Origin of the sequence: Spongisporangium articulatum (assembly GCF_044465595.1) — a bacterium.
Lineage (GTDB): Bacteria > Actinomycetota > Actinomycetes > Actinomycetales > Kineosporiaceae > Spongisporangium > Spongisporangium articulatum.
This window is the reverse complement of record NZ_JBITLV010000004.1, coordinates 350,152-363,464: the sequence shown is the minus strand read 5'-3', so window position 1 is coordinate 363,464 and position 13,313 is coordinate 350,152. Positions and strand designations below refer to the sequence as shown.

Annotated in this window: 12 protein-coding genes; 4 read left to right on the top strand and 8 right to left on the bottom strand. The window is 72.8% G+C overall.

Annotation, left to right across the window (positions count from 1 at the left end):
* Nucleotides 1–35 precede the first annotated feature (35 nt).
* From ACIB24_RS14295 to purN, 5 genes are all read right to left on the bottom strand, one after another.
* Nucleotides 36–1,748 (bottom strand): FHA domain-containing protein, encoded by a 1,713-nt coding sequence (locus tag ACIB24_RS14295; protein WP_398281905.1) that lies wholly within the window; start codon nucleotides 1,746–1,748, stop codon nucleotides 36–38.
* Between the two features lie 210 nt (nucleotides 1,749–1,958).
* Nucleotides 1,959–3,020, bottom strand: coding sequence for an agmatinase (gene speB, locus ACIB24_RS14290; RefSeq protein WP_398281426.1), 1,062 nt, complete (start codon nucleotides 3,018–3,020; stop codon nucleotides 1,959–1,961).
* A 12-nt stretch (nucleotides 3,021–3,032) separates the two neighbouring features.
* Nucleotides 3,033–3,302: a DUF3017 domain-containing protein gene (locus tag ACIB24_RS14285; protein WP_398281423.1), complete on the bottom strand. Its 270-nt coding sequence runs from the start codon at nucleotides 3,300–3,302 to the stop codon at nucleotides 3,033–3,035.
* 11 nt (nucleotides 3,303–3,313) lie between these two features.
* The gene (purH, locus tag ACIB24_RS14280) at nucleotides 3,314–4,945 is read right to left on the bottom strand and encodes a bifunctional phosphoribosylaminoimidazolecarboxamide formyltransferase/IMP cyclohydrolase (RefSeq protein ID WP_398281902.1); all 1,632 of its coding nucleotides are present in this window, start codon (nucleotides 4,943–4,945) and stop codon (nucleotides 3,314–3,316) included.
* An 11-nt stretch (nucleotides 4,946–4,956) separates the two neighbouring features.
* Complete coding sequence (purN, locus tag ACIB24_RS14275; protein ID WP_398281420.1) at nucleotides 4,957–5,565, bottom strand: phosphoribosylglycinamide formyltransferase; 609 nt, start codon at nucleotides 5,563–5,565, stop codon at nucleotides 4,957–4,959.
* Between the two features lie 61 nt (nucleotides 5,566–5,626).
* On the opposite strand from purN, the gene ACIB24_RS14270 reads away from it, so the two are divergent.
* On the top strand, nucleotides 5,627–6,214 hold the full coding sequence (locus ACIB24_RS14270) for a hypothetical protein (RefSeq protein WP_398281417.1): 588 nt from the start codon (nucleotides 5,627–5,629) through the stop codon (nucleotides 6,212–6,214).
* On the opposite strand, the gene ACIB24_RS14265 is transcribed toward ACIB24_RS14270, so the two are convergent.
* The 3 genes from ACIB24_RS14265 to sucC all read right to left on the bottom strand — a co-directional run bounded on the left by ACIB24_RS14265 (nucleotide 6,147) and on the right by sucC (nucleotide 9,655).
* Nucleotides 6,147–7,442 carry a cell division protein PerM gene (locus ACIB24_RS14265; RefSeq protein WP_398281414.1) on the bottom strand — a complete coding sequence of 432 codons (1,296 nt, stop codon included), beginning with the start codon at nucleotides 7,440–7,442 and terminating at the stop codon, nucleotides 6,147–6,149. The genes ACIB24_RS14270 and ACIB24_RS14265 overlap by 68 nt on opposite strands.
* A gap of 127 nt (nucleotides 7,443–7,569) precedes the next feature.
* A complete protein-coding gene (sucD, locus tag ACIB24_RS14260) occupies nucleotides 7,570–8,469 on the bottom strand; it encodes a succinate--CoA ligase subunit alpha (RefSeq protein WP_398281411.1) in 900 nt (299 codons plus the stop codon).
* A gap of 4 nt (nucleotides 8,470–8,473) precedes the next feature.
* A complete protein-coding gene (gene sucC, locus ACIB24_RS14255; RefSeq protein ID WP_398281408.1) occupies nucleotides 8,474–9,655 on the bottom strand; it encodes an ADP-forming succinate--CoA ligase subunit beta in 1,182 nt (393 codons plus the stop codon).
* Nucleotides 9,656–10,079: 424 nt separating this feature from the next.
* Between sucC and ACIB24_RS14250 the strand changes: the two genes are divergently transcribed.
* The 3 genes from ACIB24_RS14250 to ACIB24_RS14240 all read left to right on the top strand — a co-directional run bounded on the left by ACIB24_RS14250 (nucleotide 10,080) and on the right by ACIB24_RS14240 (nucleotide 13,312).
* The gene (locus ACIB24_RS14250) at nucleotides 10,080–11,024 is read left to right on the top strand and encodes a lipase family alpha/beta hydrolase (protein ID WP_398281405.1); all 945 of its coding nucleotides are present in this window, start codon (nucleotides 10,080–10,082) and stop codon (nucleotides 11,022–11,024) included.
* A gap of 366 nt (nucleotides 11,025–11,390) precedes the next feature.
* Nucleotides 11,391–11,903 (top strand): hypothetical protein, encoded by a 513-nt coding sequence (locus tag ACIB24_RS14245; protein WP_398281402.1) that lies wholly within the window; start codon nucleotides 11,391–11,393, stop codon nucleotides 11,901–11,903.
* A 71-nt stretch (nucleotides 11,904–11,974) separates the two neighbouring features.
* Entirely contained in the window at nucleotides 11,975–13,312 is a 1,338-nt protein-coding gene (locus ACIB24_RS14240; protein WP_398281399.1) for a ferredoxin reductase family protein, read from the top strand.
* The last annotated feature ends 1 nt before the right edge of the window (nucleotide 13,313 follow it).

Below are 13,313 nucleotides of genomic sequence, written 5' to 3'. Positions count from 1 at the left end.
TTGAGTGTTGCCACGCAAGCGCTTTCGGCCGGTACTCAGTAGGGCCAGTCGTCCAGGCTGATGCCGTCGTCCGGTTCCTCGTCGCGCGGGGTGGTGCGGAAGCCACGGGCCCGGTCGGCGATCGCCTGCTGGATCCGCGCCCGGCTGCTCGGCGGGCCGCCGTTCGGGCCGGGGCGGCCGTTCGGCCCACCGTTCGGCGCCGGCTGCGGGCCCCGAGGCGCACCGCCGCGCGGCCCGTTCGACGCCGGACGACCGTTCTGGCCGTTCACGGGCCGCCCGTTCTGACCGTTCGGCACCAGGCCGTAGTCCTCCTGCGGGAGCAGCGTCGAGGCGTACTGGCGGTCGTAGCCCGGGCCGCGGTACTCGCCGTCCTCGCCGTCGTACCCCTCGTCGTAGGCGTACCCGTCGTCGTACTCGTCGTAGGCCTCGTCGGCGTACTCGTCGGCCGGCTGGTCGTCGGCCAGCAGCGGCGCGCGCTCCTCACCCTCGAAGTGCTCGTCGGGAAGGGCGGGACGCACGGCCAGCCGGGTCCAGGCCCCGACGAAGATCTCGAGGCCCGGGACGAGGGCGACCTTCTCGCCGGCCTCGACCGGTTCCTTGGGCAGCGGCTCACCGGCCGCCCGGACGAACGTGCCGTTGGCCGACTGCAGGTCCTCGACCCACCAGCGGCCGTCCTCGACGAAGACCCGCGCGTGCCGGCGGGAGGCGCCGTGGTCGGCGCCGCAGTCGATGCCCGGTTCCACCTCGAGGCTCTTGGAGTGCCGCCCGACCAGCAACGACTCGTCGAGCAACGGGACGAGACCCACGAGCCCGCCGGGCGGGCACGGCTCCACGCTCTGCTGGGTGTCGTACCAGTCGGGGTCCACCCAGATCTCCGCCACCCAGACGGACCGCTGGGCCTCGGGCTCCGGCGCCGACGGGCGCGGCTGCGGCGGCCGGGCCGGTCGGACCGGACGCTCGGCCGGACGGGCGGGCGGGCGAGCGACAGGCGCCGGCTCGCGATACCCCTGCTCGTAACCCGGCTCGTAACCCGGCGCCGGGTAGCCCGGGTAGCCCTGCGGGTCGTAGCCCTGCTCGTATCCGGGCTGGTCGTAACCAGGCTGCTCGTAGCCGGGGTCGTACCCCTCGCGGTACTCCTGCTCGCGGTACTGCGGGCGCGGCGGCACCGGCGGCCGCGGCTGGCCGTACCCGTTGGGGCCGTACCCCTCGGGGCGACCGTTCGGGCCGTAGCCGTTCTGCCCGGTGGGGCGACCGTTCGGCGCGGGCCGACCGTTCTGACCGTTCGGCGGCCGACCGTTCGGCCCGTACCCGTTGGGCCCGCCCGGACCGTAGCCGTTCTGACCGTTCTGACCGTTCTGGCCGTTCGGCCCGTAGCCGTTCTGGCCGTTCGGGCCGCGGCCGTTCGGCGCGTAGCCGTTCGGCCCGCCCGGGCCGTAGCCGTTGCGCGGTTCGCCGTAGCCGGACTCGTAGCCGCCGCGGCCGTCGTCCCACGAGGAGCGGGGGCGGCCGTACCCCGGGGGCCCGCCCTGGGGACCGCCCTGAGGGCCGTAGCCGCCCCGGCCGTAACCGGGCGCCTGACCGTTGGCACCCTGCCCGTCGGGGGGCGTCTGCGGGCCACGGTTGCGGCGGCCCATCACGCGCCCCTCGGTGGGGAGGCGCCCCTCACCGCGCATCGGGCGCACGAGCGACCCGCAGATCTCGCAGACGCTGGACGAGGTGAGGTGCCCCTCGGGGCAGCGGGACTTCATGCCCACCCCGGTCACCTCCTCTTCCGCTCGCGACGATCTACCCGAACCATCCGGATCGGCACGTACACCGACAGTACCTACCTACCAGGGTGCCATCACGGTCAAATCCCACATAGCCCATGCCCACTCTGAGGGTCGGTAGACACGCCAATCCAGTCTTACGGACCGATATTTCCTGCTCCGTCCCACCAGGGACAACCCTCCACTCAGTCAGGTTTCAGGAATGGGGTGTTCAACATCACCCGGGCCCTCACCCGGAACCCGGCCGGAGAGGAGGGGGGTCGCCGGGTCCCACCGGGTCCCCTCGCGGGCGTCGCGGCGCCGGCGGGCGATGGCCGACAGCGACTCCAGCACCACCCGGTTGGCCAGCGCCGCGGTGATGTCGGCGTGGTCGTAGGGCGGGCTGACCTCGACCACGTCCACCCCCACCACGGGGAGTTCGAGGCAGATCCGGCGGACGGCGTCCAGCAACTGCCGGGCGCTCAGCCCGCCCGGCTCCGGCGTCCCGGTGCCCGGCGCGTGCCCCGGGTCGCACACGTCGATGTCGACGGACAGGAAGACGCCCTCGCACTCGTCGGTGGCGATGGCGAACGCCTCGGTCAGGCACTCGTCGAGGCCGCGGTGCACGATCTCCGTCATCTCGTACGAACGCATGCGGTGCGCGGCCATCCAGTCGAGCGTCGCGGGCGGAGGCCAGTACCCACGCAGCCCGATCTGCAGGAACCGGTCGCCGCGCAGGGCCCCCGACTCGATGAGCCGTCGCATCGGTTGGCCGTGCCCCCACAGCGAGCCGAACTCGATGTCGCCGGTGTCGGCGTGGGCGTCGAAGTGGATCATCGAGACCCGGCCGTAGCCCAGGACGTTCGCGACCCCCTTGGCGTCGGGGAAGGCGATGGAGTGGTCGCCGCCGAGGACGACGGGGATCGCGCCCGCGCGCGTCACCTTCTCGACGGCGGCCTCGAGCGCGGGCAGTGCGGTCTCGATGTCGCCCGAGTACATCTCGACGTCGCCCGCGTCGACGACCTTGAGGTCGACCAGCCCGTCGGTGCGCAGCGCCAGGCTGGGCCGGGAGCCGTCGTGCGGCAAATAGTCGGTCATCCGGATCGCCTGCGGGCCGAACCGGGTCCCGGGCCGGTGCGAGGTGCCACCGTCGAACGGCGCCCCGAGGATCACGACGTCCGCGCCGGAGTACGTCGAGACATCGTCGAGGTCACACCGTTCGACGCCGAGGAACGTGATGTCCGGCCCGAACTGGGGCCCGTAGCGCGTCATGCGCTCAGCGTGTCAGCCCGGTACCGCCCGGGCCAGCACGGCCACGGCCACACCGAGCAGGACCAGCGTGGCGACGTCCTGCTGGCGCGAGCGGACCAGCAGCCCGAGGGTGAGGTAGTCGGGCAGTAGGGCCCGCGCCGTCCCGCCGACGAGCAGGGCGAGCGCCAGGACGTAGCCGCCGATCCGGAACCCGATGCCGAACGCGACCGGCACCGAGAGCGCGACCAGCACCAGCACCAGCGCGAACGCCGCGCGCCGGGTCGGGAGGGAGGGGCCGTCCATCTGCTCGGGCCTCAGTGCGCGAAGTGCCGGGTGCCGGTGAGGTACATGGTCACGCCGGCCGCCCGTGCGGCCTCGATCACCGACTCGTCGCGGATGGAACCGCCGGGCTGGACGACGGCCCGCACGCCTGCGGCCAGCAGGACCTCCAGCCCGTCGGGGAAGGGGAAGAACGCGTCGGACGCGGCGACCGCACCGCGGGCCCGCTCCGCTCCCGCCCGCTCGACCGCGAGCCGGCACGAGTCGACGCGGTTGACCTGCCCCATCCCGACGCCGACGCTGGCACCGTCCTTGGCCAGCAGGATCGCGTTCGACTTCACCGCACGGATCGCGCGCCACGCGAACTCCAGGTCGCGCAGGGTCGCCTCGTCGGCCGGCTCGCCGGTCACCAGCTGCCAGTGCTGCGCCGCGTCGCCGCCGGAGGCGGGTTCGGCCCCGACGACGGCGTCGAGGCGGTCGACGCTCTGCATCAGCATGCCGCCCGAGATGGGACGGAACTCGACGGCGTCGGGGTGCGGGTTGACCGGCACCTTGAGCAGCCGCAGGGCCTTCCACCGCTCGGTCAGGATGCGCAGCGCCTCGGGCTCGAAGTCGGGCGCGGCCACGACCTCGGTGAAGCCCTCGGTGAGCTGGGTGGCCATCGCCGCCGTCACCGGACGGTTCACCGCCACGACCCCGCCGTAGGCCGAGACCGGGTCGCAGGCCAGGGCTTTCGCGTGCGCGTCGGCGGTCGGGTCGGCCGCCGAGGCGGCGCCCACGGCGATCCCGCACGGGTTGTTGTGCTTGATGATCGCGACGCACGGCTCGGCGTGGTCGAACGCGGCCCGCCAGGCGGCGTCGGTGTCGACGTAGTTGTTGTACGACATCTCCTTGCCGTGCAGCTGCTCGGCGTGGGCCAGGCCCGGCCGCCAGTGCCGGTACAGGGCGGCCTTCTGGTGCGGGTTCTCGCCGTAGCGCAGGACGTCGGCCCGGTCCCAGCTGGCCCCGACCCAGGTCGGGAAGACGGTGCCGTCGGTCGGGGGCGCGAGCACGCTGCCCATCCACGAGGCGACCGCGATGTCGTAGGAGGCGGTGTGCGTGAACGCCTCGGCGGCCAGCCGGGTCCGCTGGGCGAGGGTGAACCCGCCGGCGGACGCCGCGGCCAGCACGTCGCCGTAGCGGGCCGGGTCGACGACGACGGCCACGCTCGGGTGGTTCTTCGCGGCGGCGCGCACCATGCTCGGGCCGCCGATGTCGATCTGCTCGACGCACTCGTCCGGCGCGGCCCCGGAGGCCACCGTGTCCCGGAACGGGTACAGGTTCACCACGACGAGGTCGAACGGTTCGATGCCGAGCTCGACCAGCTGGTCGACGTGGGCCGGGATGCGGCGGTCGGCGAGGATGCCGGCGTGCACCCGCGGGTGCAGCGTCTTGACCCGCCCGTCGAGGCACTCGGGGAACCCGGTCAGCTCCTCGACCGGCGTGACCGGGATGCCCGCCGCGGCGATCCGCCCGGCCGTCGACCCGGTCGAGACGATCGCGACCCCGGCCTCGTGCAGGCCGCGGGCCAGCTCCTCGAGCCCGGTCTTGTCGTAGACCGAGACCAGGGCGCGACGCAGCAGCACCCGGCCCTCGTCGTCCGCGGGCTCCAGCCGGTCGGGGGTGATGTTCAGGTCGGTCACGGCGCCGAAGATACCCGCTCGCCGCGGGCCAGTTCGCCGACCACCTCGACCACGAGGGCCCGCTCGAGCACCTTGATCCGCTCGTGCAGCGACGCCTCGTCGTCGTCGGGCCGGACGTCGAGCGCGCGCTGGGCGAGGATCGGGCCGCTGTCGGTGCCGGCGTCCACCATGATCACCGAGCAACCGGTGACCTTGACGCCGGCCGCGAGCGCGTCGCGCACCCCGTGCGCGCCGGGGAACGCGGGCAGCAACGCGGGGTGGGTGTTGATCATGCGGCCCGAGTACCGGCTCAGCCCCGGCTCGCCGATGATCTTCATGAAGCCGGCGCACACCACGAGGTCGGGGTGGAAGGTCTCCAGCGCGCGGTCGAGGGCGACGTTCCAGGTCGCGCGGTCGTCGAAGTCCTTCAGCGCGACGACGGCGGTGGGGACGCCGGCCGCGCGCGCCTTCTCGAGCCCCTCGGCGCCGTCGCGGTCCGACAGCACGGCGACGACGGCGAACGGGGCGTCGGCAGCCGAGCCGGCCTCGAGCAGGGCCTGCATCAGGGTCCCGGCACCGGAGATCAGGACCGCGACCCGGGTCCGCCCGGGAGTCGACTGGCTCACGGGGCGACCCTACCCACCGCCTCGCTCGGGGACGCACGCTGCGTCCTGGCAGGATGCCGGGGTGCAGAACACCCCGAACGCCCGCCCCGGCGGGTCCGCGACGAGTGGCGTCCCGGCCGACCCGGCGCCGCGCATCCGGCTGTTCTGGTACCTGCTGCTGGCCGCCTTCTTCGTACTGCAGCTGCAACTGCCGGTCCGGCTGGCGGGCGGCGCGTTCTGCCTCGCGGCGATCTGGGCCGGGATCAGCTCCCTGAACCGGCTGGCGAGCGTGCGCCGCTACGCGAAGTGGATCGCCGGGCCGCTCACCCCGCCCGCGCCCGGCTACCCGGCCCCACCGGCACCGCTCGCGGGCGACCCCGAGACGGCCCGGCGGATCACCGCCATGGCCGCCCGGCGGGCGTGGCCGGTCGGGCTGGGGCTGGGCCTGGTCGCGGTGCTGTCGTTCAGCGTGGTGGCCGACGCCGCGTTCTATCGCGTGAACGCCGACACCGAGGACTGCCTGGCCGGGGCCAACACCGAGGTCGCCCGGCAGCGTTGTTACGACGACCGGCAGCAGCGGCTGCAGAACATCGTCGACCGGCTCACGAACCGGCTTCAGTCGACTCCGGCTCCGTCGGCGGGCCCGTCGGTTCAGCCGCAAGGGACGTGACCAGCTCCCGGAACAGCACGGTGAGCAGGATGGTCACCAGCGTGGCCCCGCCGACGGTGAGCCCGACCGCCCACGGCACCGGCCCGACGTCCGCCAGCCGCCCCGGCCCGGCCGCTCCCCCGGACAGCCAGGACAGCACGAACCAGCCGAGCCCGACCAGCACGCCCGTGGTGGCGGCCTCGGCCAGCGCCTCGCGGACGTCCGCGGCGTAGCCGCGGCGGTGCAACGACATCCCGGCGGCCACGCCGGGCAACGCGACCAGGACGACGAGCGCCACCCGCACGAGCACGGGCACCGCGTCCACGGGCAGCCCGCCGAGCAGCGGGACGGCGGGCAGCGCACCCAGCCGCACCTCTCCGGGGCTCACCACCGAATCGGCGCCGATCGCGAAACCCGGTCCCGCGGCATAGGAGACGGCGTAGATCGTGAGATTGGGCAGCACGGTCACCTGGGCCAGGACCAGGACCAGGCCGCCGACCAGGCCCGGGGCCAGCGCCTCGTGCAGCAGGACCACCTGGTCGCGCCCGGCGACCAGCGCGACGACGACGAGCACCACGCCGAGCCCCAGCTGGAGGCCGACCGCCAGCGCGGCCGGGGCCAGGCACCTACGGACCAGCCACGGCAGCCGCAGCCACTCGAGGACCAGGCGGACGCCGTCCAGCCGGCCCCGCTCGGCCCACGCGGCCGCACCGGCCAGGGCGCCGACGGTGCTGACCACGCCGGCGCCGACCAGCGCCTGCGCGGCGAGCGGGCGGACGGTGGTGGTGGAGCCGATGCCGCAGGCCACGGCGGCCAGGCCGACGTAGCCGCCGACGAAGGCGACCAGCGCGCGGGCCGGCGGCAACGACGCCCCGACCCGGCCGACGCGGGCGCGGATCGCCTCGCCGTTCGGATCGAGCGTGCGCGCCACCCGGACCCCGGCCAACCAGCAGGCGATCAGGGGCACCAGGGCGAGGGCCAACGGCACGAGCCCCACGTGCCCCCCGGGGATCACGATGCCCGCGTGCTGGGCCAGCAGCCAGGCGTCGACGCCGACCTGCAGGGCTTGCGACCAGGGCGCCTCGCTGTAGGCGGCGGTCGCCCAGGTCAGGACGACGGGCAGCAGGACGACGGTGAGCGAGGCACCCGCGGCCTGGGCCGCGGCGAGGAGACCGGCGCCGATCGGATTCACGCCGGGAGTGCTGCGCTCGCGCGCCACGTCCCGTTCCCGCTCCAGCAGCCTGCTCATCATCCGATCCATGGTCACCCGTGGTCCCCGGCGACCCGCACCCGACACACCGGCGTGCCCACCCAAAGCACAGAGAACCAGCCCGAACGGACCGGTTCTCTGTGCTTTGGTTCGGCATGCCGCCGAACTACAGGGACTGCATGATCTCCCGCATCAGCTTGGCGGTCTCGGACGGCGTCTTGCCGACCTTCACGCCGGCGGCCTCGAGGGCCTCCTTCTTGGCCTGCGCGGTACCACTGGAGCCGCTCACGATGGCACCCGCGTGGCCCATCGTCTTGCCCTCCGGGGCGGTGAAGCCCGCGACGTAGCCGACGACCGGCTTGGTCACGTGCTCCTTGATGTAGGCCGCGGCGCGCTCCTCCGCGTCACCACCGATCTCACCGATCATCACGATGGCCTTGGTCTCGGGGTCGGCCTCGAACGCGGCGAGCGCGTCGATGTGCGTCGTGCCGATGACCGGGTCGCCGCCGATGCCGACGCCCGAGCTGAAGCCGATGTCGCGCAGCTCGAACATCATCTGGTAGGTCAGCGTGCCGGACTTGCTGACCAGCCCGATCGGGCCCGGGCCCGAGATGCTGGCCGGGATGATGCCGGCGTTCGACTGCCCGGGGCTGATCAGGCCCGGGCAGTTCGGCCCGATGATCCGGGTCGTGCCCGAGTTCTTGGCGTACTGGTAGAAGTCCGCCGTGTCGTGCACGGGCACGCCCTCGGTGATGACGACGGCCAGCGGGATGTTCGCGTCGACGGCCTCGTACACGGCCGCCTTGGTGCCGGCCGGCGGGACGAAGATGACGCTGACGTCGGCGCCGGTCTCCTTGATGGCCTCGGCCACGGAACCGAAGACCGGGATCTCGACCTTGCCGCCGTCGGCGCCGTCGAACTCGACGGTGGTGCCGGCCTTCTTCGGGTTGACGCCGCCGACGACCTGGGTGCCGGAGGCGAGCATGCGCTGCGAGTGCTTGCGGCCCTCGGAGCCGGTCATGCCCTGGACGATGACCTTGCTGTCACTGGTGAGGAAGATCGCCATGCCGTCACGCTCCCTGAGCTGCGAGCTCGGCCGCGCGGGAGGCGGCGCCGTCCATCGTGTCGACCTGCTCCAGGAGGGGCAGGTTCGCCTCGGTGAGGATGCTGCGGCCGAGTTCCGCGTTGTTGCCGTCGAGCCGGACGACGAGCGGCCGGGTCACGGCCTCGCCCCGGTCGGACAGCAGCTGGAACGCCTGCACGATGCCGTTGGCCACCGCGTCGCAGGCGGTGATGCCGCCGAAGACGTTCACGAAGACGCTCTTGACCTGCGGGTCGGAGAGGATGACCTCGAGCCCGTTGGCCATCACCTCGGCGCTCGCGCCACCACCGATGTCGAGGAAGTTCGCCGGCTTGGTGCCACCGAAGTTCTCGCCGGCGTAGGCGACCACGTCGAGCGTGCTCATCACGAGGCCGGCGCCGTTGCCGATGATGCCGACCTCGCCGTCCAGCTTCACGTAGTTGAGGCCCTTGGCCTTGGCCTTGGCCTCCAGCGGGTCGGCCGCGGCGTGGTCCACGAGCTCCTCGTGCGAGGCGTGCCGGAACGCGGCGTTCTCGTCGAGGCTGACCTTGCCGTCCAGCGCGATGATCTTCCCGTCCGGCGTCTTGACCAGCGGGTTGACCTCGACCAGCAGCGCGTCCTCGGCGACGAAGACCTGCCACAGCTTCTGGACGACGTCGGCGACCTGGTCCTTCACGTCCTCCGGGAACTTCCCGGCCTCGACGATCTCGGCGGCCTTGGCCGCGTCGATGCCGGTGAGCGCGTCGACGGGGATGCGGGCCAGCGCCTCGGGGCGCTCGACGGCCAGCTCCTCGATCTCCATGCCGCCCTCGCGGGAGGCCATGGCCAGGTAGGTGCGGTTGGCGCGGTCGAGCAGGACCGAGAAGTAGTACTCCTCGGCGATCTCGGCACCCTCGGCGATCATCACCTTGTGGACGGTGTGGCCCTTGATGTCCATGCCGAGGATGGCCGCCGCGTGCTCGGTCAGCTCCTCGTCGGTCTTGGCGAGCTTGACGCCGCCGGCCTTGCCTCGGCCCCCGATCTTCACCTGAGCCTTGACGACCTTGAGGCCGTCGCCCAGCGACTTCGCCGCGTCGACCGCGGCCTCGGGGGTGTCAACGACGACGGCGCCCAGTACCGGGACGCCGTGGGCGGCGAAGAGGTCGCGCGCCTGATATTCGAAAAGATCCACGGATGGTCCTCAACAACGGGGACAGAATTTTCAGGCCGAGCCTAGTCCGGACAGGCGGAACGGCCTTCACGGGCCGCCGTGCTGCTCGTCACTTTCGGATCGGACACCCGTCCGAGCCTTCCACCCGCGGACTCGTGCGGCGGTCCCCCGCCCGGCCGACCCGCATCCACGGCGTCGCGAACAGCAGGCCGCGGCCCGGTTCGTGCCCGTCTCGACCGCGGACGCTGGCACCGGGTGTCAAATCGGGCATTCACGGCACCAATCGGGTGATCCCCCGGACAGTGGAACGCGCAATCAGTAATTGTGAGCGACTATGTGATGGACGACGCATCGGCGCGCCGCGCCGACGTCGGCCATTCGTGGCAGGGATTGCGGAACGGTGAGTGACCGGTTCACTCGCCACTGTGACGACGGAGGTGCAGAGATGGCTCGTAACGGCCAGACCGGTGCCCTGGCGCGCGTACCCGCCAAGGCGGGGCGGACGACGTCCCCCTCGGCCCGCAACACGTACCGCGGCATCGCGGTGCGCCTCGGCCGCGACCTGCGGGCCCTGGCCACGCCGCGCGGCCTGCGCGGCGCGGCGACCGAGAGCGTATGGCTGGCCGCCCATCTCGCCATGTACCCGATGGGCATCCTGCGCGAGCGCGGCTCGCACGTGGAGCGCTACAACTTCGAGGGTCTGACCCCGCGGCAGCGCAGCCTGATGATCAACAACACCGACGCCGCGACCACGCCGATCCTGCTGGTGCACGGGATGCTCGACAACCGGGCCATCTTCGCGCTGCTGATCCGGCGACTGAGGGCGTTCGGCTTCACCCGCGTCGTCACGCTGAACTACTCACCGATCACCAACGACATCCGGGCCGCCGCCGAGGGTCTCGCGGCCGCCGTCGAGGAACTGGTGGGCGAGACCGGCTACGAGCGGATCCACATCGTGGGTCACAGCCTGGGCGGGCTGATCGCGCGTTACTACGTGCAGCGGCTGGGCGGCGACGAGCGCGTGCACACGCTGGTCACGTTGGGGACCCCCCACCACGGGTCGCTCGCCGCGCACGTCATCCCCGCCAACCTCGGCCGGCAGCTGCGACCCGGCAGCGATCTGTTCGAGGAGCTCGACGAGCCCGCCCGAGGCTGCCGTACGCGCTTCCTGGCCTTCTGGTCCGACATCGACCAGCTGGTCGTGCCGCACGACAACGCGCGGCTGAACCACCGGGACCTGACCGTGCGCAACGAGCTCGTGCACGGCGTGGGCCACCTGTCGCTGCCGATCAACGGCGACGTGGTGCAGCGGGTGTCGCAGGCCCTCAGCGAGCTGAACACCGACGGCACGACGCTCTCGGCGGGCGTCACCTCGCTGCACGCGAGTTGAGCCCGCAGCCCTGAGTCCCGGGTCGTCAGGGACCGGCGGGACGGGAGTGGCCGGACCGGGCGAACAGCTATGGATCTCCTGAGTGTCGCTTAACGGACGCCTCCGGGCTTCTTACTCGTTGTAGCAATAGCGTCACTCTTCGTGAAATCAGTGGAGGCGCCGGGGGCGCGAGGACGACGTAAGCGCCCGACCGGACGGCGGGCCCACCGGGCGGAGGGGCCGGCCATCCCGTTCCGGCCCAGCCAGGTCCGCCCGACGTCCCGGACCACCCTGCTCCTGCGCTCGTCCGTGGGGCTCGGCCTGGCCTCGGCGGCCCTGACCACCGGCCTGCGCGGGACGACTCCCCCGCCCCTCGAGCCACCGCCGGTGGCGGCCCTGCCCGACGCCGGCCCGGTCACCGACCCGCCGGAACAACATGTGGCACAACCGGTCTCGCGCGGCAAGACGCGCACCTCGGTGGACGACGCCGAGCCACCTGAGCGGGTCCGCCCGGCCGCGCAGCCGGTCACCGACGCGACGGTCGCACGTCCCGACCCGCAGACCGCCTCCGACGTTGATCATGCACAAACGCAGAACTTCCCCGTCGATCATGCGCAAACGCATGATGCGTTTGCGCATGATCACGGCGGAGATGCTGCGTTTGTGCATGATCAACGGGGGGAATGGTTGCGGGGCGACCGTGAAGAGGTGGAAGAGGTGGAAGAGGTGGGGGCCGCGGTCGCCCGGCTGGTCGCGTGGCGGCCGGAGCTGCGCATCGCCGACCCGCAGCACTGGTCGCGCGGCGGGCGGCACGTAGCTCCACCGGCCACGCCGTCGCAGCGGACCGGATGGCGCGCGGGCCAGGTACTCCTGCCAGGAGCACCTGCCAATGACACATGAAAAGGGCAGGTCAGGCCGCTTAGCGTGCTCGGGTCAGAGATCCGTACCCGGACGACGGGGGTCATCGCACCGTGCTGGCCACGCTCACCCACCGGATCGCCCGGCTCACCGTCGGGACGCTCGTGCCGGTCGCCCTGCTCGTCCCGCTGGCGCTCAGCGTGGACGCCGCACCCACCGGGCGCCCCTTCCTCGAACTGGGCCTGACCACCGGCGTGCTGGCCGCCTCCTGCCTGCTCCTGACCGTCCTCGCGGCCTCGCGGATCCGCTTCCTGAGCAAGGCTTTCGGCATCGACACGGTGCTGGCCGGGCACCGCTGGCTGGGCGGGGCGACGCTGGCCCTGGTACTCGCGCACGTCGCCCTGGTCGTGGCCGACGACCCCGGCCGTAACGTCGGGCTGCTGCTCGTCGTCGACGCCCCGGCCCGCGCCCGTGCGGCCACGGTCGCCACCGCCTGCCTGCTGCTGATCTGGCTGTCGACGTTGCTGCGCCGTCGGCTGCGGATCCGCTACGAGTGGTGGCGCGCGGTGCACGCCGTCCTGACCGCCGGCGCTCTGGTCCTCACCGGGCTGCACGTCTGGTGGCTGCGGCACCTGATCCAGGACCCGGCGATGCGGGCCTGGTACTTCGCGACGTCCGGGTTGCTGCTCGCCGTCCTGACGAACCGCTGGCTGCTGCGCCCGCTGCGCGGCGCCCGGTTCGACTACGTCGTCGAACGGCTCTACCGGGAGTCGCCCGACGTCTGGACCGTGGCGCTGCGCCCCCGGCACCCCTGGCGGCGGGGCCTGCGGTTCCAGCCCGGCCAGTTCGCCTGGATCAGCGTGGCCGGACGCACGTCCCGCTGGGACGACCACCCGTTCAGCATCGCCTCCAGTGCCGCAGCCCGGCGCCGGCTCGAGTTCACCATCCGCGACGCCGGCGACTTCACCCACGGCGTGGGCGGTCTGGCCCCGGGAACCCGGGTCCGGGTGGACGGCCCGCACGGCTCGTTCACGGCCGGGGCCCCGCGGGCGCCGCACCTGCTGCTCGTCGCCGGCGGCGTCGGCATCACCCCGATGATGAGCATGCTGCGCACCCTGTCCAGCCGGGAGGAGCGGTTGCCGGGACTGCTGGTGGTCGCTGCCCGGCACGAGCACGACCTGCTGTTCCGTGACGAGCTGGCCTGGCTCGCCCGGCGGCTCGGCCTCGAGGTCGTCGAGGTGTTGTCGGCGCCGGGGCCCGGCTGGCGGGGACCCACCGGCCGCGTCGACGCCGCCCTGCTGGCCTCGTTGATCCGGACCCGGCGACGGCGCATCGGGCTGGAGGTGCACGTGTGCGGGCCCGACGGGATGGTCACCGCGGTCCGCGGCGCGGCCGAGCAGCTCGGCGTCCCCGCGGCCCGGGTGCACGCCGAACAGTTCTCGGCCGTCTGAG